The sequence below is a fragment of the Streptomyces sp. SYSU D01066-1 genome (genome assembly GCF_054956795.1).
In genome coordinates this window covers 214,301-233,936 of record NZ_JBUDHV010000006.1, presented here as the reverse complement: position 1 = coordinate 233,936, position 19,636 = coordinate 214,301, and the positions used below count along the sequence as shown (strand labels likewise).

Sequence of the window (19,636 nt, the reverse complement as noted above, 5' to 3'; positions counted from 1 at the left end):
AACGCGCTGGTCAGGACCTGTTCTTCCTAGCACTCGATGATGTTCACCGCCAGCCCGCCCCGCGCCGTCTCCTTGTACTTGACCGACATGTCGGCGCCGGTCTCCTTCATGGTCTTGATGACCTTGTCCAAGGACACCTTGTGGCTGCCGTCGCCGCGCATCGCCATCCGGGCCGCGGTGACCGCCTTCACCGCGGCCATGCCGTTGCGCTCGATGCACGGGATCTGGACCAGGCCGCCCACCGGGTCGCAGGTGAGGCCGAGGTTGTGCTCCATGCCGATCTCGGCGGCGTTCTCCACCTGCTCCGGGCTGCCGCCCAGCACCTCCGCCAGCGCGCCCGCCGCCATCGAGCAGGCCGAGCCGACCTCGCCCTGGCAGCCGACCTCGGCGCCGGAGATGGAGGCGTTCTCCTTGAACAGCATGCCGATCGCGCCGGCCGCGAGCAGGAAGCGGACCACGCCCTCCTCGTCGGCGCCGGGCACGAAGTCGAGGTAGTAGTGCAGGACCGCCGGGATGATGCCGGCGGCGCCGTTGGTGGGGGCGGTGACGACCCGGCCGCCGGCCGCGTTCTCCTCGTTCACCGCCATCGCGTAGAGGGTGATCCACTCCATGGCCAGGGCCGCCCGGTCGCCCTCCGAGCGCAGTTTGCGCGCGGTGTGGGCGGCGCGGCGGCGGACCTTGAGACCGCCGGGCAGGATGCCCTCGCGGGACAGGCCGCGGGCCACGCACTCCCGCATCACCCGCCAGATCTCCAGCAGCCCCGCCCGGATCTCCTCCTCGGTGCGCCAGGCGCGTTCGTTCTCCAGCATCAGCGCGGAGATCGACAGGCCGGTCTGGCGGGTCAGGCGCAGCAGTTCGTCGCCGGTGCGGAAGGGGTACTTCAGCACCGTGTCGTCGGGCACGACGCGGTCGGTACCGAACGCGTCCTCGTCCACGACGAAGCCGCCGCCGACCGAGTAGTACGTCTTGGTCAGCAGCTCCGTGCCCGCGGCGTCGTAGGCCCACAGCGTCATGCCGTTGGCGTGGTAGGGGAGGGCCTTTCGGCGGTGGAGGACCAGGTCCGCGTCGAAGTCGAACGGGATCTCGTGCTCGCCGAGGAGGCGGAGCCGGCCGTCCGCCCTGATCGAGGCCACCCGCTCGTCCGCCGTCTCCACGTCCACCGTGCGCGGCGAGGCGCCCTCCAGACCGAGCAGGACCGCCTTGGGGGTGCCGTGGCCGTGGCCGGTCGCGCCGAGGGAGCCGTACAGCTCGGCCCGGACGGAGGCGACGGAGCCGAGGAGCTCCTCGTTGCCCAGGCGGCGGGCGAAGATGCGGGCCGCCCGCATCGGGCCGACCGTGTGCGAACTCGACGGCCCGATGCCGACCGAGAACAGGTCGAAGACCGAGATGGCCACGGGGACTCCTCAGGACGGGGGCGGTGCGGAGGGAGGGGGTGGGGCGCCGGTCCGCTGGTGGCGGGCGCGGCGCCCCGGGGTGCCGGCGGTGCGGGGCGTCGGCGGTGCGGGCGGGCTGTTTGTCCAGTCCTCGGTACCGCCGTGCCCCGGGCCACCGGCCCGGCCCGGGGCAGCGGGGGGTGCGGGCTGCTCGTTCGGCCCGGGACGCGGCGGGTGCCCGCCGGCCGGGGCCGTGCCCGTGCCCGTGGCCTCGGCCTTCAGTGCCCGCGCGTCGCGGGACGGCTCCGGCGGGGCCGTGACCGGCGTGCCTCAGCCGGCCGCGAAGGCGGTGTACTCGTCGGCGGAGAGCAGGTCGGCCGGCTCGTCGGTGACCCGCACCTTGAACAGCCAGCCGCCCTCGAAGGGCGCCGAGTTCACCAGCGACGGGTCGTCGACGACGTTCTCGTTGACCTCGGTGACCTCGCCGGAGACGGGGGAGTACAGGTCGGAGACCGACTTGGTCGACTCCAGCTCGCCGCAGGTCTCGCCCGCGGTCACGGTGGCACCGGTCTCGGGGAGCTGGACGAAGACGACGTCACCGAGGGCGCCTGCCGCGTGCTCCGTGATGCCGACCGTCGCGACGCCGTCCTCGGTGGCCGACAGCCACTCGTGCTCCTTGCTGTAGCGCAGCTGCTGGGGGTTGTTGCTCATGGTCTGAATTCTCCCGTGAGAGGTGGTGTGACGGTGAACGGAGGGGGTGACGGAAGGCGGGCGCGCTCGCTTGTCGTGCCGCTCGCCCGCTTCTGGCGCGGTCGCTTACTTCCGGCGCCTGTAGAACGGCAGCGCCACGACCTGGTACGGCTCGTGGCCGCCGCGGATGTCGACGCCGACCCCGGGCGTGCCCGGCGCCGCGTACGCCGCGTCGACGTACGCCATCGCGATCGGCTTGCCCAGCGTGGGGGAGGGGGCGCCGGAGGTGACCTCGCCGACCACCCGGCCGCCGGCGACCACCGGGTACCCGGCGCGCGGCACCCGGCGGCCCTCGGCGACCAGGCCGACCAGGACGCGCGGGGGCTCGTCCTGGGCCCGGGACGCCGCCTCGGCCAGCGCCGCGCGGCCCACGAAGTCGCCCTCCTTGTCGAACTTCACCACCCGGCCGAGCCCGGCGTCGAAGGGCGTCAGCGCGGTGGTCAGCTCGTGCCCGTACAGCGGCATGCCCGCCTCCAGGCGGAGCGTGTCCCGGCAGGACAGGCCGCACGGCACCGGACCGGCCGGCGCGCCCGCCTCGGTCAGCGCCCGCCACACCTTCTCCGCGCCGTCCGGGGCGACGAACAGCTCGAAGCCGTCCTCGCCGGTGTAGCCGGTGCGCGCGATCAGCGCGGGCACGCCGGCGACGGTCCCGGGCAGCCCGGCGTAGTACTTCAGCCCGTCCAGGTCGGCGTCGGTCAGCGCGGCGAGGACGCCCGCCGACCGCGGTCCCTGTACGGCGAGCAGCGCGTAGGCGTCGCGGTCGTCGCGCACCTCGGCGTCGAAGCCGGCCGCCCGCTCGGTGAGCGCGTCCAGCACCACCTGGGCGTTGGCGGCGTTGGCGACGACCAGGTACGTGTCGCCGGCCGTCCGGTAGACGATCAGGTCGTCCAGGATGCCGCCGTCCGCCCGGCAGATCATGGTGTAGCGGGCGCGGCCCGGCCGCACGGTGGAGATGCCGCCGACCAGCGCGAAGTCCAGCAGCGCGGCGGCCTGGGGGCCGGTGACCGTGATCTCGCCCATGTGCGAGAGGTCGAACAGCCCGGCCCGGGTGCGTACGGCGGTGTGCTCGTCGCGTTCGGAGCCGTAGCGCAGCGGCATCTCCCAGCCGGCGAAGTCGGTCATGGTCGCGCCGAGCGCGCGGTGTACCGCGTCCAGCGCGGTACGGCGGAGTGGGGTACTGCTCATCGGTCGTCTCCCAGGACAGGACGGCACGGGCGAGGAAGGCCCTCCCCATCTGTCATCGGTACCTGAGAGGTTCGCCGTGACCGCGCGTACGCCCGGACGTACCGGTCGTGGTCAGGACTTGCACCGTGGGTGGGGCCGCCGGGGCGGCCCGCTTTTCAGATGTGCCTCGCCCGCGCGGTGACGGGGCCTGAGAGATTCAAGGGAGGAACTTGCTCCTTCGGCGCCCCGGCGACGGCCGGGGACTCTCCCGCGCGGATTCAAACGGCCGGTATGCAGTTGGCGCGGCCACAGTAGCACCGCCCCCCGGCTCCGCCTTTGTGACCGGCTTGTGGCGTGGAGCGCACGAAATCGCGAGACCACGGGATTACCTTCTCTTTACACTCGACGGGGATGGGAACTCGTGAACCGCCCCAGGGGAGGACGATCACGGTGAACAGGACCACGGCATACGCCACGACCTCGGGACTCGCGCTGCCCGAGCAGCACACGGCCCCGGCCCGGGGGGCGTGCGCTGCAGGGCCCGCACCCGTCGTCCGCGATCTGCGGGACCGGGCCGGCCGCAGCCCGCACGCCCTGCTCTTCGGCCCGAAGGACCTCGTCGCGGTCACCGGACTGCCCGGCAGCGGCAAGTCCACGCTGATGGAGCGGACCGTGCGCGGGATCCGCGTCGACTCGCAGGACACCCGCGACCGCTGGGACCGGCGCATGCCGCGTTTCCTGCCGTACGCGGTCTACCGCCCCCTCGTGCGGATCGCCCACTACGCCGGGCTGCGCCGCGCCCTGCGCTCCGGCGAGGGAGTCGTCGTGCACGACTGCGGCACCCAGACCTGGGTGCGCCGCTGGCTGGCCCGCGAGGCCCGGCGGCGCGGCGGCACCCTGCACCTGCTGCTGCTCGACGTCGACGCCGAGCAGGCGCTGCGGGGCCAGCGCGAGCGCGGCCGGGGCGTGTCCCGGTACGCCTTCCTGCGCCACCGCGCGGCCACCCACCGGCTGCTGCGCGCGGCCCAGCGGGGCGAGCTGCCGCCCGGCTGCGGCGCCGCCGTCCTGCTCGACCGCGCGGCGGCCGACACCCTGCGCCGGATCGGCTTCACCGGCTGACCGGTAGCCTTCTCAGCCACACCAGCGGTTCCCCACAGGCGGTAGGCAAGCAGATGGACTTCCCGGCGCAGGCGCACCCTCACCCGCACGGCGGATGGCCCGGCAACGAACTGGAGGAGGTGCTCTCCGCCGCCCTCGGCGTGCCGGGCGCCGGCGGCCGGATAGTCGAGGTCCTCGGCCGCAGCTTCGTCTGGGTCCCGCTGCCCAACGGCGGCGGCCCGCACAGCGGCCCCCTGGACCTGCCCACGCTGGAGATCCAGGGCCAGGCGTACGTCCCGGTGTTCAGCTCCGAGGAGCAGTTCCGCCAGGTCGTCGGCGCGCACATGGCGTACACCGTCGCCCCCGCCGTGGAGTTCGCCCGCGGACTGCCCCCGCAGGTCGGCATCGCCGTCAACCCGGACGGGGTCGTCGGCATCCCGCTGCCGCCGCCCGCCGTGGCCGAGCTGTGCCGCGCCGGACGCGGCCCGCTGGACGGCCCCGCCGGCGGCGGCCGGGTCCGCCTGTTCGAGCCCGACTGGCAGGACGACCCGGTGGACTTCCTGGCCGCGGCCTCCGCCGAGTTCGCCGCGACCGGCGTGGTCCGCACCGCCCGCCGCTGCCTGGCCGCCATCGAGACCGCCGACCCGGTCATGTTCGTCGGCGTCGAGCTGTCCCACTGGGAGGGCGACGCCCGTGCCGTCCCCCTGGACGCCCTCGGCCGCGCCCTGGGCCGCGTCCCGGTCAAGTGGCCGGTCAACCTGGTCCTCCTGGAGGCGGCCCAGGACCCGGTCTGCGACTGGCTGCGCGACCGCGTGCGGCCCTTCTACCAAGGGGACGTGTGAACGCCGTGCGGGAAAGCGCCCCGTAAGGGGCGCGGGCGGTACCGCTGTGCGGCTCCACCGCGCGGATACGGGCATCCGCGGCGTACCCGCGCCCGCCGGGTACGAGCCCCGCGGCGTACCCGCGCCCGCCTGGGTGCGAGCCCCGCAGCACGCCCGCGCCCGCCTGGGTGCGAGCCCCGCAGTACGCCCGCGCCCGCCTGGGTGCGAGCCCCGCAGTACGCCCGCGCCCGCCTGGGTGCGAGCCCCGCAGTACGCCCGCGCCCGCCCGGGTGCGAGCCCCGCAGTACGCCCGCGCCCGCCCGGGTGCGAGCCCCGCAGCACGCCCGCGCCCGCCCGGGTGCGAGCCCCGCAGCACGCCCGCGCCCGCCCGGGTGCGAGCCCCGCAGCGCCCCGGCACCCGCCCAGGCGCGAGCCCCGCAGCGCCCCCGCACCCGCCCAGGCGCGAGAACCCCCGAGCCGGAAGGCGCCCGGCGACCGCGAAGCGACTTAAGCTGGACCCCAACCACGCACGCTTCCCGAAGGGTCGGTAAAACGTGAGCGCGAGCGGTACCGCCGCGGCCGGGCAGGTCGAGCACATGCTGCGCCAGGTGACGCCCGGCCGCTACGACGCCTACGAGTCACTGCTGCGCGCCCTCGCGGCCCCCGGTTCCGGCCAGGTCTGGATGCTGCTCTGGCACGGCCAGGCGGGCTCCCCGGACGCCCAGTACGGGAACATGGAGGTCGACGGCCACGGCTACGCGCCCTGCGTCACCTCCGCCCAGGAGCTGTCCGCCAGCGGCTGGAACCGGTCCTACGAGGTGGTCGACGGGCTGGAGGTCGCCCGCGCCCTGTTCCCCGACCGCTACGGCCTCTGGCTCAACCCGCACGCCCCCGGCGGCGGCGTCGGCATCCCCTGGCTCGACCTGCGCCGCATCGCCACCGGCCTGGACCGCCAGCCCGCCGGCCCCCTGCGGCTGTCCGAACCGGCCGTCGAGACCCCGCAGTTCTACGCCCTGCTGACGCAGAACGCCCACCGCACCCCGGTGGTCCGCTCGCTGCGCCGCGCCTGGGTGCAGCCGGCGCTCGGGACGCCGTACCTGGCCATCGGTCTCGACGTGTACGACACCTCCCCGCCGGCCGTCGGCGCGGTGCGCGCGATGATGCAGAGTTCCGTCGGCGCGGTGCCGGACGGGCTGGCGGTGTCGACCGTGGCGATGTCGGACGCGCTGGACCCGGTCGCCATGTGGCTGCGCTCCAACGCCCGTCCGTTCTACGACCGGGAGGCCCACGCGGCCCCCGTCCAGGCGCCCGCGGCCGGGTACGGCTACCCCCCGGCGGGCGGCCGGTACTGACGGCAGAAGATGAGATTCCGCTGAGCGACGGAGTGATCTCCGCGCGTAGAGCGAAGGGGAACGTCCGCTTCTGTCCCGGGTGTCCCAACTCCTCCATGTCCGCAGGGTGTTACCCGGCGTCCGGATAACGGAAACCCTCGAACAGCATCACGGTTGCGCATCCATTCACCGCCAAGTCTGGCAACAGATCGCCCATGCGTTGAAGACTCCCGCACCAGGGGTGTTCACCCCTGTGTACTACGGACTGATCACGCCGCCACCGCGGCAAGTGCGGGCCGGCTGCCGCCGGTTGAGAGGGGTCCCTGCCAGATGACGGCACCATTGCACGAGCCGACCGCCGAAGCGGCCCCGAGCGCTGCCGAGGAGGCCGCGGCCGCCGGCGCCGAGGCGAAGTCGGTACAGGGCCGGTCCCTGGGCCGTATCGCCTGGGAACGCCTGAAGCGGGACAAGCTCGCCCTCGCGGGCGCCGTCGTGGTGCTCTTCCTCGTCGTGGTCGCGCTGCTGGCGCCGGTCATCACGAGCCTGCTCGGACAGGACCCGAACGAGTACCACGAGGACCTGATCGACCCGCTGTTCGGTACTCCCGTGGGCTCGCTCGGCGGGATCAGCGGCGAGCACCTGCTCGGTGTCGAGCCGGTCAACGGCCGCGACATCTTCGCCCGCATCCTCTACGGCGCCCAGATCTCGCTGCTGGTCGGCTTCCTCTCCGCCGTCGTGGCCGTCATCCTCGGCACGGTGCTCGGTGTCCTGGCCGGCTTCTTCGGCGGCTGGGTGGACTCGGTCATCAGCCGGGTGATGGACGGCCTGCTGGCCTTCCCGCAGCTGCTCTTCATCATCGCGCTGGTCTCGGTGATGCCCAACGACATGCTGGGCCTGCACGGAACCGGCGTGCGCGTCTTCGTGATGATCCTGGTCATCGGCTTCTTCGGCTGGCCCTACATCGGACGCGTGGTGCGCGGCCAGACGCTGTCGATGCGTGAGCGCGAGTACGTCGAGGCCGCCCGTTCCCTGGGCGCGGGGCAGCTGTACATCCTGTTCAAGGAACTGCTGCCCAACCTGGTCGCGCCGATCATCGTCTACACGACGATGATGATCCCCACCAACATCCTCACCGAGGCGGCCCTCAGCTTCCTGGGCGTGGGTGTCAAGCCGCCCACGGCGTCGTGGGGGCAGATGCTGTCGAGCGCGATCGAGTACTACGAGTCGGACCCCATGTACATGGTGGTCCCCGGCGTGGCGATCTTCATCACCGTGCTCGCCTTCAACCTCTTCGGCGACGGCGTGCGCGACGCGCTGGACCCGAAGGGCTCCCGCTGAACACCCGCACGCACAAGCCTCCCGTGGCACCTGCACGGGGTCTCTCATCTAATCCGGAGGATCCGAGATCGTGACTACCCAACGCACCTCAGGGCGGCACAAGCAGGCTCTGGCCGCTGCCGCAGTGGTCGCCGCGCTGCTGACCACGGCGGCGTGCGGCGGCGGTGACGGCGACGACGGGGGATCGAAGAACGGCGCGGCCGGCTTCGACGCCGCGAACAACAAGGTCGCCCAGGCCTCCCTGGCCACGAAGGGCGGCACGCTGAAGTTCGGCGGCGCCCAGGACGCCGACTCCTGGGACACCACGCGCGGTTACTACGGCTTCATGTGGGACTTCTCCCGCTACTACAGCCGCCAGCTCGTCACGAACAAGACGGAGCCGGGTGCGGCGGGTGCCGAGGTCACCCCGGACCTCGCGACCTCGACCGCCGAGGTGTCCGACGACGGCAAGACGTACAAGTACACCCTGCGGGACGGCATCACCTGGGAGGACGGCAAGCCGATCACCTCCCAGGACATCAAGTACGGCATCGAGCGCGTCTGGGCGCAGGACGTGCTGTCCGGCGGTCCGACGTACCTCAAGGAGGTGCTCGACCCCAAGGGCGAGTACGAGGGCCCGTACAAGGACAAGTCCAAGGACAAGCTGGGTCTGAAGGCGATCGAGACGCCGGACGACAAGACCATCGTCTTCAAGCTGCCGAAGGCCAACTCGGACTTCGAGGAGATGCTGGCGCTCACCTCCGCCTCCCCGGTCCGCCAGGACAAGGACACCAAGTCCAAGTACGGCCTGCACCCGTTCTCCTCCGGCCCGTACAAGTTCCAGTCCTACACCCCGGGCAAGGAACTCACCCTGGTCCGCAACACGGAGTGGAAGCAGGACTCCGACCCGGTCCGCAAGGCCTACCCGGACAAGATCACCGTCGAGTTCTTCTCCGACGCCAACCAGCTCGACCAGCGCCTGCTCAACGGTGACATCGACCTGGACATCAACCAGACCGGCATGTCGCCGCAGGGCCGCACCACGGCGCTGAAGGAGCACAAGGCCAACCTGGACAACCCGGTCTCCGGCTACATCCGCTACGCGGTCTTCCCGCAGAGCGTGGCGCCGTTCGACAACATCGAGTGCCGCAAGGCCGTCATCCTCGGCGCCGACCACGTCTCGCTGCAGACCGCGCGCGGCGGCCCGGTCGCCGGCGGTGACATCGGCACCAACATGCTGCCGCCGTCCGTCCCGGGCGCCGAGGGCCAGAAGTACGACCCGTACAAGATCGCCGGTGACAACAAGAAGGGCAACGTCGAGGAGGCCAAGGCGGCGCTGAAGGCCTGCGGCAAGCCCAACGGCTTCAAGACCACCATCGCGGTCCGCAACAACAAGCCGGTCGAGGTGGCCACCGCCCAGTCGCTCCAGGCGTCGCTGAAGAAGGTCGGCATCACCGCCGAGATCGACCAGTACGACGGCTCGCAGACCGCCGGCATCATCGGCAGCCCCTCGAACGTCAAGAAGAAGAACTACGGCATCATCATCATGGGCTGGGGCCCGGACTTCCCGTCCGTCCAGGGCTACGGTCTGCCGCTGTGGAGCAGCGACTACATCCTGGAGAGCGGCAACAACAACTACGCGCTCATCAAGGACAAGGAGATCGACGGCCTGTTCGACGACTACGTCGACACGCTGGACGACGCCGGCAAGGCCAAGATCGCCACGGAGATCAACCACAAGGTGATGGAGGGCGCGTACTACCTGCCGTTCGTCTTCGAGAAGTTCGTCAACTGGCGCTCCAGCCGCCTGGCGAACGTCTACACCACCGACGGCTACAGCGGTATGTACGACTTCGTCAACCTCGGCCTGAAGTCCACGAAGTAACCGGCAAACACCCGCCGTACGGCACGAAAGGCAGGTGAAGGCCGGCGCGGCGTGACCGCGGGCCCCGGACAGTCTCCGGGGCCCGCGGTACCGCGGCGGGCCGCACGCTGTGCTCGCTTACCTCATCAGGCGGCTGTTCGCCGCCGCAGTGATGCTGGTGACCATCATCCTGGTGGTCTTCTGCATCTTCTTCCTCGTCCCCAAGTGGGCGGGCGTCGACATCGCCTCGAGCTTCGTGGGCAAGCAGGCCGACCCGGCCGCCGTCGAGGCGGTGCGGCAGAAGCTGGGCCTGAGCGACCCGATCTACGCCCAGGTCTGGGAGTTCTTCAAGGGCATCTTCGTGGGGCGCACCTACGCGGGCGGCGGCGACGTCACCCACTGCGCCGCCCCCTGCTTCGGGTACTCCTTCCGCAGCGAACAGGCCATCTGGCCGGTGCTGACCGACCGCTTCCCGGTGACCCTGGCGCTGGCGCTCGGCGCGGCCGTGCTGTGGCTGATCCTCGGCCTGGCGGCCGGTGTGCTCTCCGCGCTGAAGCGGGGCAGCCTCTGGGACCGCGGCGCGATGGTCGTCGCCCTGGCGGGCGTCTCCCTGCCCGTCTACTTCACCGGCATGGCCAGCCTGGCGGTCTTCGCGTTCGGGCTGGACTGGCTCGACGCCCGGTACGTGCCCCTCGAGGACAGCTTCACCGGCTGGTTCGGCGGCCTCATCCTGCCGTGGATCACCCTGGCGTTCCTCTACGCCGCGATGTACGCCCGGATCACCCGCGCCACGATGCTGGAGATCCTCGGCGAGGACTACATCCGCACCGCCCGCGCCAAGGGCCTGCGGGAGCAGACCGTCATCGGCAAGCACGCCATGCGCTCCACGCTGACCCCCATCCTCACCATGCTCGGCATGGACCTCGGCGCCCTCATCGGCGGCGCCATCCTCACCGAGACCACGTTCAACCTGCCCGGTCTCGGCCAGGCGGTGCTGGCCGCCATCCGCAACCAGGACCTGCCCGTCATCCTGGGCGTCACCCTGATCACTTCCCTCGCGGTGCTCATCGCCAACCTCGTGGTGGACGTCCTGTACGCCGTGATCGACCCCCGAGTGAGGCTCGCATGACCGACCTCAGCAAGAGCTCAGCGGCGGTGGGCGAGCCCACCGGCGCCTCTCCCGCGCCGACCGCCTTCCTGGAAGTACGCGACCTGAAGGTGCACTTCCCGACCGACGACGGCCTGGTCAAGTCCGTCGACGGGCTCAGCTTCCAGCTGGAGAAGGGCAAGACCCTCGGCATCGTCGGCGAGTCCGGCTCCGGCAAGTCGGTCACCTCGCTGGGCATCATGGGCCTGCACACCGCCGGCCAGTACGGCAAGCGCAAGGCGCGGCTGTCCGGCGAGATCTGGCTGGACGGCACCGAGCTGCTCTCCTCCGACCCGGACGAGGTGCGCAAGCTGCGCGGCCGGCAAATGGCGATGATCTTCCAGGACCCGCTGTCCGCGCTGCACCCGTACTACACGATCGGCCAGCAGATCGTCGAGGCGTACCGCGTCCACCACCCCGTGGACAAGAAGACCGCCCGGCGCCGCGCCGTGGAGATGCTCGACCGGGTCGGCATCCCGCAGCCCGACAAGCGGGTGGACAGCTACCCGCACGAGTTCTCCGGCGGCATGCGCCAGCGCGCGATGATCGCGATGTCGCTGGTCAACAACCCCGAGCTGCTGATCGCCGACGAGCCGACCACCGCCCTGGACGTCACCGTCCAGGCGCAGATCCTGGACCTGATCCGGGACCTGCAGAAGGAGTTCGGCTCCGCGGTCATCATCATCACCCACGACCTGGGCGTCGTCGCCGAACTCGCCGACGACCTGCTGGTGATGTACGGCGGCCGGTGCGTGGAGCGCGGCCCGGCCGAGAAGGTCTTCTACGAGCCCCGCCACCCCTACACCTGGGGCCTGCTCGGCTCGATGCCCAGGCTCGACCGCGAGCAGCAGGAGCGGCTGATCCCGGTCAAGGGTTCGCCGCCCTCGCTCATCAACATCCCGTCCGGCTGCGCCTTCAACCCGCGCTGCCCGTACGCCGACGTGCCCAAGGACGACATCACCCGCACCGTCCGGCCCGAGCTGACCGAGGTCGGAGCCAAGCACTGGGCCGCCTGCCACATGTCGCAGGAGCAGCGGGAGCGTATCTGGACCGAAGAGATTGCGCCGAAGCTGTGAGTGACAAGGCAGAGGACGAAGCGGTGACCATCCCCGCGCAGAGCGAAGGCAGCGTGCTCACCAAGGAGGCCGCCCCCGGCGAGGTCCTGCTGAGGGTGAGCGGGCTGGAGAAGCACTTCCCGATCAAGAAGGGGCTGCTCCAGCGGCAGGTCGGCGCGGTGCACGCGGTCGACGGCCTCGACTTCGAGGTCCGCTCCGGCGAGACCCTCGGCGTCGTGGGCGAGTCCGGCTGCGGCAAGTCGACCATGGGCCGGCTGATCACCCGGCTGCTGGAACCGACCGCCGGAACGATCGAGTTCGAGGGCAAGGACATCACCCACCTCGGGGTCGGCGGGATGCGCCCGCTGCGCCGCGACGTGCAGATGATCTTCCAGGACCCGTACTCGTCGCTGAACCCGCGCCACACCATCGGCACCATCGTCAGCGCCCCCTTCAAGCTCCAGGGCGTCGAGCCCGAGGGCGGCGTCAAGAAGGAGGTGCAGCGGCTGCTGTCGGTGGTCGGGCTCAGCCCCGAGCACTACAACCGCTACCCGCACGAGTTCTCCGGCGGCCAGCGCCAGCGCATCGGCATCGCCCGCGCGCTCGCCCTCAGCCCCAAGCTGGTCGTGGCCGACGAGCCGGTCTCCGCGCTGGACGTCTCCATCCAGGCCCAGGTCGTCAACCTGCTCGACGACCTCCAGCAGGAGCTGGGCCTGACGTACGTGATCATCGCGCACGACCTCTCCGTCGTCCGGCACGTCTCGGACCGGATCGCGGTGATGTACCTCGGCAAGATCGTCGAGCTGGCCGACCGCGACCTGCTCTACAAGACGCCGATGCACCCGTACACCAAGGCGCTGATGTCGGCGGTGCCCATCCCGGACCCCGCGCGCCGCGGGACCCGGAGCGACCGCATCCTGCTCAAGGGCGACGTGCCCTCGCCGATCTCGCCGCCCAGCGGCTGCCGCTTCCACACCCGGTGCTGGAAGGCGACGGAGCTGTGCCGGACCACCGAGCCGCCGCTGAAGGAGCTGCGGCCGGGGCAGCGGGTGGCCTGCCACCACCCGGAGAACTTCGAGGACCAGGCCCCGCAGGACGTCGTCCTGCTGTCCGACGCCAAGGAGGCGGCGGAGCTGGTCTCCGAGGAGGCGCTCGCGGCGTCGGCGGCGACCTCGGCGGCGGTGGCGGCGGAGGTCGCGGCGGAGGACTCGGCTCGGAGCGAGGGCACGAGGGAGGACTCGGCTCGGAGCGAGGGCACCAGGGGGGACTCGGCTCGGAGCGAGGGCACGGAGGACGCTTCCCGGGGGCTGACGGAGACCGAGGCGGCGGAGCGGCAGACGGAGAACAAGGCCGCCGCGCCGGACCCGTCCGACACCGCGGCGACCTCCGCCCCGGAGACCGGCTCGGACGCCGCCGAGGAGAAGTAGCCACGGTCCCGCGGTCGCGGTCCGCGGTCGCCGGTCACGGTGTGCTCAGCGAGCCCCCGCCTTCGTTCGCAAGGCGGGGGCTCGCCCGCGGGTGAGAATGACCGGGTGTACCAGCAACTCTTCACCCCGTCCGTCCAGCACACGCTCGATCTGATCGGCATCTTCGTCTTCGCCATCTCCGGCGCGCTGCTGGCCGTCCGCAAGAACTTCGACGTGTTCGGCATCGCCGTCCTCGCCGAGGTCACCGCGCTCGGCGGCGGACTCGTCCGGGACCTGGTCATCGGCGCCGTACCGCCCGCCGCCTTCACCGACCTGGGATACTTCGTCACCCCGCTGCTCGCCACCGTGCTGGTGTTCTTCCTCCACCCGCATGTCGAGCGCCTCCAGACCGGCGTCAACATCTTCGACGCGGCCGGGCTCGGCCTGTTCTGCGTGGCGGGCACCACCAAGGCGTACGACTACGGCCTCGGTCTGACCGCCTCCGCCTGCCTCGGCCTGGCCACCGCGGTCGGCGGCGGCGTGCTGCGGGACGTGCTCGCCAACGAGGTGCCCTCCCTGCTGCGCTGGGACCGCGACCTGTACGCCGTGCCCGCGACCGTCGGCGCCACGATGGCCGCCCTGTGCATCCGCTTCGGCGTCCTCACCCCGCTCACCACTGCCCTCGCGGTGGTCACCGCGTTCGTGCTGCGGCTGTGCGCGATGCGATTCCACTGGCGGGCGCCGAGGGCGTGGAACCGGCGGTCGGCGGTACTGGAGACCGAGCAGCCCTGAGCGGAAAGCTACCGCTTAGTATTTTCCTGTTGTACCGTGCGGCCATGCCAGAAGCAGCCTCCGCACCGGCCGTACGGGCCACCCCCGGCGACAGCGAGTTCGACCGGGACACCGCCCTCACCCCGCGCGAACCCGGCGTCCACGCCATCGACCTCTCCGCCGACTGGACCATCTTCGGCGTGGTCAACGGCGGTTACCTGCTGGCGGTCCTGGGCCGCGCGCTCGCCGACACCCTGCCGCACCCCGACCCGTTCACCGTCTCGGCGCACTACCTGACCGCGTCCCGCCCCGGCCCCGCGCTCGTCCGCACGGAGACGGTACGCGCCGGCCGCACCCTCTCCACCGGCCAGGCGTCCCTCTTCCAGTACGACGAGGAGGGCAACGAGGTCGAACGCATCCGCGTCCTGGCCTCCTACGGCGACCTGGCCGCCCTGCCGGACGACGTCCGCACCTCGGCCGAGCCGCCCGCGATGCCGCCGCTCGACCAGTGCTTCGGTCCCCAGGACGGACCCGCGCCGGTCTCCGGCGGTTCGGCCTTCGCCGACCGGCTGCTGCTCAAGGTGGACCCGGCCACGCTGGGCTGGGCGCTCGGGCGGCCTTCGGGCAAGGGGGAGATGAGGGCCTGGTTCGCGCTCGCCGACGGCCGCGACGCCGATCCCCTCGCCCTGCTCCTCGCGGTCGACGCGCTGCCGCCGACCGCCTTCGAGATGGGCCTGTCCGGCTGGGTGCCCACGGTCGAACTCACCGTCCACATACGGTGCCGCCCGGCACCGGGCCCGCTGCGGGTGTCCGTCACCACCCGCAACCTCGCCGGCGGCTTCCTGGAGGAGGACGCCGAGGTCTGGGACGGCGCGGGCCGGCTGGTGGCGCAGTCCCGGCAGCTGGCGCGGGTGAAGCTCCGCTGACCCTGGCTCGTGCTGCTCGTGCTGCTTGTACTTACTCGTACCGCTCGTGCCGCTCGTCTTTGCGCGCCCTTTGCCGCGCGCACAGGCGGGCGACAGTGCGGCCCCGACCCGGTCCCAACCGCCGTTGGTTGAGTGGCGTCCTCAGGAGTCACTCATCAACTGCGGAGCGGTTTCTCATGAAGCGTGCGCGTCTCGTCCCCGTCGTGGCCCTGCTGGCCCTGTCCCCGCTGGCGCTGACCGCCTGCGGCTCGGGCGACGACTCGTCGTCCTCGGGCAGTGGCACCTCCGGGCAGGAGTGCCCGACGCCGTCGGGGATGCCGTCGGGCAGGCCGAGCGGCGCGCCGTCGGGTGCGCCGTCGGGTGCGCCGTCCGGCGGGGCCTCGGGAGCTCCGTCGGGGATGCCGTCGGGCGGCCCTTCGGGGATGCCGTCCGGTATGCCGTCGGGCGGCCCGTCGGGAATGCCCGGCGGGGGTCAGGGCGGAGGCTGCGGGGGTTTTGGCGGCGGACAGGCGCGGCAAGGCTGAGCCGGCTCAGTCCGTCCAGTGCTCCCGGCCGATGCCGATCAGCCGCAGCCGGCGGGAGGCCAGCCGGCGGACGCGTTCGTGCTCCCCGGCCGGGGCCCGCGCCGCGTCCAGGAAGAGCGAGGCCGTGCTCAGCATCTGGTCGACGTAGAGGCCCGCGAGCATCAGCAGGTCGTCGTCGTGCCAGCCCGCCGACTCCGGGTCCGTGGCCAGTTCGGCCTTCACCTCCCCGGTGAAACGGGTGAGTTGCTCCCGTATGGCCTCCCGCACCGGCTGCACCCCGCCGTGGCGTTCGCGGGCGATGAAGCGCACGTGGGAGGGGTGCTCGCGCACATGGCGGGCGATCAGCTCGACGGCGCGGGCGATGCGCTCCTCGCGGTTCCCTTCCGGGGACAACGTCGTCCGGATCATCGGATGCAGGCTGCCCAGCGCCTCCTCGACCAGCGCGACGCCGAGGTCGGCCGTGGAACGGAAGTGCCGGTAGAAGGCGGTCGGCGCCACGCCCACGGCGCGGGTGACCTCACGCAGCCCCAGGCTGCTCAGGCTCTGCTCCTCCAGCAGTTCGAGCGCCGCGTCCAGCAGTGCCTGCCGGGTCCGCTGCTTCTGGGCCTGCCGGACGCCGAGGGTGTGACTCATGCCATGTAGTTAACAGCTGTTCTCCGGGATGGGAAAGTCGCCCCGCGCGTTAGGCTGGGAACTCAGTGGACAAGTGTTACTACAACCGTTCACCGAATATTGGGGGAGTCGACCTCGTGCTGTTCCTCGTCGCCGCGCTGCTGCTGTTCGGCCTCGTGCTGGGCACCGTCGCCCACGCGCCGCTGGGCCTCTTTGCCGTCGCCGCCGCCGTCATCGCCGTATGGCTCGGCGTCTTCGCGCTCCGTGAGCGCCACCGCCGCCGGAGCACCTCCGCCCACTGACCCCCGCCGACCGCTGGAGGGAGATCCCCGTGCGACTCATCGCACCGGCCACGGCCATCCGCCGCACCGGCCTCCAGGACGCGGACGGCACGGCCGTCGCCTCCTTCGTCCTGGGCCTGCTCGGCCTGCTGGTCCTCAACGTCGTCCTGGGGCCGCTCGCCATCGCGCTGGCCGGCGCCGCCCTGCGGCACGGCACGGCCCGCCGCGGCCGGGCGCTCCTGGGCCTCGGCCTGGGCGTCGCCGACCTGCTCGTTCTGGCGGCGCTCGTCCAGGCCGACCAGACCCTCTCGTGGGGCAGGTGAACCGCTCCGCCGGGAGACCGGCCCGGACCGGCCTGGATCCGGGGCCGGGCGGGGGCGCCCCGTAGAATCGGCGTCACCATGGCTTACCTCGACCACGCCGCGACCACCCCCATGCTTCCCGAGGCGGTCGAGGCGCTCACCGCGCACCTCGGCGTCACGGGCAACGCCTCCTCCCTGCACGCCTCCGGCCGCCGCGCCCGGCGCACCGTCGAGGAGGCCCGGGAGACGCTCGCCGAGGCGCTGGGCGCCCGCCCCAGCGAGGTGGTGTTCACCTCCGGCGGCACCGAGGCCGACAACCTCGCCGTCAAGGGCCTGTACTGGGCCCGCCGCGACGCCGACCCGGCCCGCACCCGGGTCCTGGCCAGCCCCGTCGAGCACCACGCCGTCCTGGACGCCGTGCACTGGCTCGGCGAGCACGAGGGCGCCACCGTCGAGTACCTCCCGGTCGACGCGTACGGCCGCGTCCACCCCGAGGCGCTGCGCGAGGCCATCGCCCGCGACCCCGGCGACGTGGCCCTCGCCACCGTCATGTGGGCCAACAACGAGATCGGTACGGTGCTGCCGGTCCGCGCGCTGGCCGACGTGGCCGCCGAGTTCGGCGTACCGCTGCACGCCGACGCGGTGCAGGCGTTCGGTCAGCTCCCGGTCGACTTCGCCGCCTCCGGGCTGGCCGCGATGACCGTCTCCGGCCACAAGATCGGCGGCCCCTACGGCATCGGCGCGCTGCTGCTGGGCCGCGCGTACAGCCCCGTCCCCGTGCTGCACGGCGGAGGCCAGGAACGCCACGTCCGCTCCGGCACCCTGGACGTGCCCGCCATCGCCTCGTTCGCCGTCGCCGGCCGGCTCGCCGCCGAGCGGCAGGAGAGCTTCGCCCGCGAGATCGGCGCCCTGCGCGACGACCTGGTCGCGGCGGTGCGGACGGCCGTGCCGGACGCGCTCCTCGGCGGCGACCCGGCACCGGGCGGCCGGCTGCCGGCCAACGCCCACTTCACCTTCCCCGGCTGCGAGGGCGACTCCCTGCTGCTCCTGCTGGACGCCCAGGGCATCGAGTGCTCCACCGGTTCCGCCTGCACCGCGGGCGTCGCCCAGCCCAGCCACGTCCTGCTGGCCACCGGCACCCCCCCCGACCTGGCCCGCGGCACCCTGCGCTTCTCGCTGGGCCACACCTCCACCGCCGCCGACGTCGAGGCGCTGGCCAAGGCGATCGGCCCGGCGGTGGAACGGGCCCGGGCGGCCGGGCTGACGTAAGCGGCCCTTTGACCACACGTCGCGCGTCAGGTCCCTGCCCGCAGGGGAGATACCTCTGTGGTTGGCTCCCGGTCATGCAGGATTCGCTGGAAGAGCGCATGGTCCCGCCAGGCGCCGTTTACATAGAGATATTTCGGCGCCCTGCCGTAGAGAGCGAATCCACATTTCTCCAGTACCCGCTGCGAGGCACGATTCTCTGGCAGTGTTCCGGCCTCTATTCGGTGCAGAGAAAAGTCTCTCTCGGCTGTCTGACACACGACTTCGACAGCTGCAGTGGCGATCCCCCGTCCCGCATGTTCACGGTCGACCCAGTACCCAATACTGGCACTGCGCATCGGCCCCAGAATGATTCGGGAGAGCGAGATTGCGCCGATGAGCCGACCATGCTCGGTGAGTAGCCATTGTATGGCCCGGCCGGCCTCACGTAGCTCGAGCATGTCGGCCAGCCGGGAGCGCTGCCCTTCTTCGGTGAAGAAGACCTCGGGCCGGTTCGGCTCCCACGGGAGTAGATACGCACGGTTCCGGGCGAGGGCTTCGGCGAGTTCTCCGGCGTCGTCCAAGCCCGCGACTCTGATCGCCACACCCGGTGGCATGGAGTCCCTTGTGGTCATGCCAGTGCATCACAAGCGGGCGGCACGTGCAGGTCGGATCTGCTCCTCGACGGCCCGGCCGCACCGGATGCGGAACCGCGCCGCAGGTGAGCTGTGCCGGAGATCAAGGAGTACGGTCCGCTCATCAGTCCAGCCCTGGAGCCTGAACTCGGCATTACCGATGTGGACAAGCCCGAATCGGGGTTCACCCGCGATGCACAGGACAAGCCGTCCGTCCTTGATCTCGACGGACCCCGGGAGGCTGTCTTCGGGGTCGGACCCGCAGTCGTCCGACCAGTCGGGGAAATTCGCCGGAACGTCGATTTCACAGGTGAATCCCTCCTGCTCGAAGGGTTGTAGCGGCACGGTTTCCCTGGCCAGCAGGACGTCGCTCCACGCCAGTCGGGCCAGGTACTCGTCCGGGAAGAGCCGCATGAGGGGAAGGGTGGGGACCGTGTCCACCACAAGATGGATACGGCGTTCCTCACCTCTGTTCCTGGCTATGTGGAGGCGATCGAAGTCCGCGTACCAGAGCCGTCCGGCTTCCCAGTGGTACGTGCTGCCGTCCACGATGAGCTCGGCTCCGGGCTGGGTCACGACAGGGATGTGCAGGCGCAGGAATCCCCAGGGGAAATTGGTCTGCCCGTCGCTGTGCTCGTGGGTCTCCGCACCGGCTCCCAGCGCCATGAGGCGTGCGCTGTGGAGTGGGGCGGGGATACTCGCGAGGACCTCGGCGTGGTAGGGGCAGCGGTCCAGTACGGAGGTGTCGAGGTGGTCTTCCAGGCCGGCACCACCGGGATCCGTGCGCAGTACGTCTCCGTTCGGCGCCCGCAGTGGGATGATCTTCCAGTCGAAGGTGTCTTCCTGACCGAGTCCCCCCTGATGAACCGGGCGGTTCGGTCGCCAAGCGAGGTCGGAGAGGCCTTGGACTTCGGCAGCGAGCCGTGCGGCGTCGAAGCTCAGCCCGAGCGGGACGGCTGGCGGCAGCCGCCGCCAGCTTGCTTCGGCCGCAGGCGTCCGGACAGGAGCAGACAT

19 protein-coding genes and 2 riboswitches are annotated in these 19,636 nt (G+C 71.7%); of the genes, 13 read left to right on the top strand and 6 right to left on the bottom strand.

Annotation, left to right across the window (positions count from 1 at the left end; all coding sequences use genetic code 11):
• Nucleotides 1-26 precede the first annotated feature (26 nt).
• From ACY1JF_RS08975 to gcvT, 3 genes are all read right to left on the bottom strand, one after another.
• The gene (locus ACY1JF_RS08975; RefSeq protein WP_462704463.1) at nucleotides 27-1,394 is read right to left on the bottom strand and encodes an L-serine ammonia-lyase; all 1,368 of its coding nucleotides are present in this window, start codon (nucleotides 1,392-1,394) and stop codon (nucleotides 27-29) included.
• A 309-nt stretch (nucleotides 1,395-1,703) separates the two neighbouring features.
• Entirely contained in the window at nucleotides 1,704-2,084 is a 381-nt protein-coding gene (gcvH, locus tag ACY1JF_RS08970) for a glycine cleavage system protein GcvH (RefSeq protein WP_462704462.1), read from the bottom strand.
• 105 nt (nucleotides 2,085-2,189) lie between these two features.
• Nucleotides 2,190-3,308: a glycine cleavage system aminomethyltransferase GcvT gene (gcvT, locus tag ACY1JF_RS08965; protein WP_462704461.1), complete on the bottom strand. Its 1,119-nt coding sequence runs from the start codon at nucleotides 3,306-3,308 to the stop codon at nucleotides 2,190-2,192.
• Between the two features lie 39 nt (nucleotides 3,309-3,347).
• Nucleotides 3,348-3,473, bottom strand: a riboswitch (glycine riboswitch).
• Nucleotides 3,474-3,568, bottom strand: a riboswitch (glycine riboswitch).
• Nucleotides 3,569-3,737: 169 nt separating this feature from the next.
• Here gcvT and ACY1JF_RS08960 point away from each other — a divergent pair.
• From ACY1JF_RS08960 to ACY1JF_RS08915, 10 genes are all read left to right on the top strand, one after another.
• Nucleotides 3,738-4,406 carry an AAA family ATPase gene (locus ACY1JF_RS08960; RefSeq protein ID WP_462704460.1) on the top strand — a complete coding sequence of 223 codons (669 nt, stop codon included), beginning with the start codon at nucleotides 3,738-3,740 and terminating at the stop codon, nucleotides 4,404-4,406.
• A gap of 53 nt (nucleotides 4,407-4,459) precedes the next feature.
• Nucleotides 4,460-5,227 carry an enhanced serine sensitivity protein SseB gene (locus ACY1JF_RS08955; protein WP_462704459.1) on the top strand — a complete coding sequence of 256 codons (768 nt, stop codon included), beginning with the start codon at nucleotides 4,460-4,462 and terminating at the stop codon, nucleotides 5,225-5,227.
• Nucleotides 5,228-5,760: 533 nt separating this feature from the next.
• On the top strand, nucleotides 5,761-6,558 hold the full coding sequence (locus ACY1JF_RS08950) for an enhanced serine sensitivity protein SseB C-terminal domain-containing protein (protein WP_462704458.1): 798 nt from the start codon (nucleotides 5,761-5,763) through the stop codon (nucleotides 6,556-6,558).
• Nucleotides 6,559-6,867: 309 nt separating this feature from the next.
• Complete coding sequence (locus tag ACY1JF_RS08945) at nucleotides 6,868-7,875, top strand: ABC transporter permease (RefSeq protein ID WP_462704457.1); 1,008 nt, start codon at nucleotides 6,868-6,870, stop codon at nucleotides 7,873-7,875.
• A gap of 70 nt (nucleotides 7,876-7,945) precedes the next feature.
• Entirely contained in the window at nucleotides 7,946-9,739 is a 1,794-nt protein-coding gene (locus tag ACY1JF_RS08940) for an ABC transporter substrate-binding protein (RefSeq protein WP_462704456.1), read from the top strand.
• Nucleotides 9,740-9,848: 109 nt separating this feature from the next.
• Nucleotides 9,849-10,847 (top strand): ABC transporter permease, encoded by a 999-nt coding sequence (locus ACY1JF_RS08935; protein ID WP_462704455.1) that lies wholly within the window; start codon nucleotides 9,849-9,851, stop codon nucleotides 10,845-10,847.
• A complete protein-coding gene (locus ACY1JF_RS08930) occupies nucleotides 10,844-11,941 on the top strand; it encodes an ABC transporter ATP-binding protein (protein WP_462704454.1) in 1,098 nt (365 codons plus the stop codon). The genes ACY1JF_RS08935 and ACY1JF_RS08930 overlap by 4 nt, the downstream gene beginning before the upstream one ends.
• Before the next feature lie 23 nt (nucleotides 11,942-11,964).
• Nucleotides 11,965-13,347, top strand: a complete 1,383-nt coding sequence (locus ACY1JF_RS08925) for an ABC transporter ATP-binding protein (RefSeq protein WP_462704495.1) — start codon at nucleotides 11,965-11,967, stop codon at nucleotides 13,345-13,347.
• 105 nt (nucleotides 13,348-13,452) lie between these two features.
• Complete coding sequence (locus tag ACY1JF_RS08920) at nucleotides 13,453-14,118, top strand: trimeric intracellular cation channel family protein (protein ID WP_462704453.1); 666 nt, start codon at nucleotides 13,453-13,455, stop codon at nucleotides 14,116-14,118.
• A gap of 44 nt (nucleotides 14,119-14,162) precedes the next feature.
• Nucleotides 14,163-15,023 carry a thioesterase family protein gene (locus tag ACY1JF_RS08915; protein ID WP_462704452.1) on the top strand — a complete coding sequence of 287 codons (861 nt, stop codon included), beginning with the start codon at nucleotides 14,163-14,165 and terminating at the stop codon, nucleotides 15,021-15,023.
• Nucleotides 15,024-15,553: 530 nt separating this feature from the next.
• On the opposite strand, the gene ACY1JF_RS08910 is transcribed toward ACY1JF_RS08915, so the two are convergent.
• Nucleotides 15,554-16,180 (bottom strand): TetR family transcriptional regulator, encoded by a 627-nt coding sequence (locus ACY1JF_RS08910; protein ID WP_462704451.1) that lies wholly within the window; start codon nucleotides 16,178-16,180, stop codon nucleotides 15,554-15,556.
• A gap of 65 nt (nucleotides 16,181-16,245) precedes the next feature.
• On the opposite strand from ACY1JF_RS08910, the gene ACY1JF_RS08905 reads away from it, so the two are divergent.
• The 3 genes from ACY1JF_RS08905 (at nucleotide 16,246) to ACY1JF_RS08895 (ending at nucleotide 18,011) form a co-directional block, all read left to right on the top strand.
• Nucleotides 16,246-16,461, top strand: a complete 216-nt coding sequence (locus tag ACY1JF_RS08905) for a hypothetical protein (RefSeq protein ID WP_462704496.1) — start codon at nucleotides 16,246-16,248, stop codon at nucleotides 16,459-16,461.
• A gap of 29 nt (nucleotides 16,462-16,490) precedes the next feature.
• On the top strand, nucleotides 16,491-16,763 hold the full coding sequence (locus ACY1JF_RS08900; RefSeq protein ID WP_462704450.1) for a DUF4190 domain-containing protein: 273 nt from the start codon (nucleotides 16,491-16,493) through the stop codon (nucleotides 16,761-16,763).
• 78 nt (nucleotides 16,764-16,841) lie between these two features.
• Nucleotides 16,842-18,011 carry a cysteine desulfurase family protein gene (locus ACY1JF_RS08895; RefSeq protein ID WP_462704449.1) on the top strand — a complete coding sequence of 390 codons (1,170 nt, stop codon included), beginning with the start codon at nucleotides 16,842-16,844 and terminating at the stop codon, nucleotides 18,009-18,011.
• A gap of 26 nt (nucleotides 18,012-18,037) precedes the next feature.
• On the opposite strand, the gene ACY1JF_RS08890 is transcribed toward ACY1JF_RS08895, so the two are convergent.
• On the bottom strand, nucleotides 18,038-18,571 hold the full coding sequence (locus ACY1JF_RS08890; protein WP_462704448.1) for a GNAT family N-acetyltransferase: 534 nt from the start codon (nucleotides 18,569-18,571) through the stop codon (nucleotides 18,038-18,040).
• A gap of 60 nt (nucleotides 18,572-18,631) precedes the next feature.
• Nucleotides 18,632-19,636 (bottom strand): aspartyl/asparaginyl beta-hydroxylase domain-containing protein, encoded by a 1,005-nt coding sequence (locus ACY1JF_RS08885; protein ID WP_462704447.1) that lies wholly within the window; start codon nucleotides 19,634-19,636, stop codon nucleotides 18,632-18,634.

Bases quoted from the DNA above. Each gene is read 5' to 3' on its own strand.
- gcvH (WP_462704462.1), bottom strand. From the start codon at position 2,084: ATGAGCAACAACCCCCAGCAGCTGCGCTACAGCAAGGAGCACGAGTGG.
- gcvT (WP_462704461.1), bottom strand. From the start codon at position 3,308: ATGAGCAGTACCCCACTCCGCCGTACCGCGCTGGACGCGGTACACCGC.
- ACY1JF_RS08955 (WP_462704459.1), top strand. From the start codon at position 4,460: ATGGACTTCCCGGCGCAGGCGCACCCTCACCCGCACGGCGGATGGCCC.
- ACY1JF_RS08945 (WP_462704457.1), top strand. From the start codon at position 6,868: ATGACGGCACCATTGCACGAGCCGACCGCCGAAGCGGCCCCGAGCGCT.
- ACY1JF_RS08930 (WP_462704454.1), top strand. From the start codon at position 10,844: ATGACCGACCTCAGCAAGAGCTCAGCGGCGGTGGGCGAGCCCACCGGC.
- ACY1JF_RS08915 (WP_462704452.1), top strand. From the start codon at position 14,163: ATGCCAGAAGCAGCCTCCGCACCGGCCGTACGGGCCACCCCCGGCGAC.
- ACY1JF_RS08910 (WP_462704451.1), bottom strand. From the start codon at position 16,180: ATGAGTCACACCCTCGGCGTCCGGCAGGCCCAGAAGCAGCGGACCCGG.
- ACY1JF_RS08895 (WP_462704449.1), top strand. From the start codon at position 16,842: ATGGCTTACCTCGACCACGCCGCGACCACCCCCATGCTTCCCGAGGCG.
- ACY1JF_RS08885 (WP_462704447.1), bottom strand. From the start codon at position 19,636: ATGTCTGCTCCTGTCCGGACGCCTGCGGCCGAAGCAAGCTGGCGGCGG.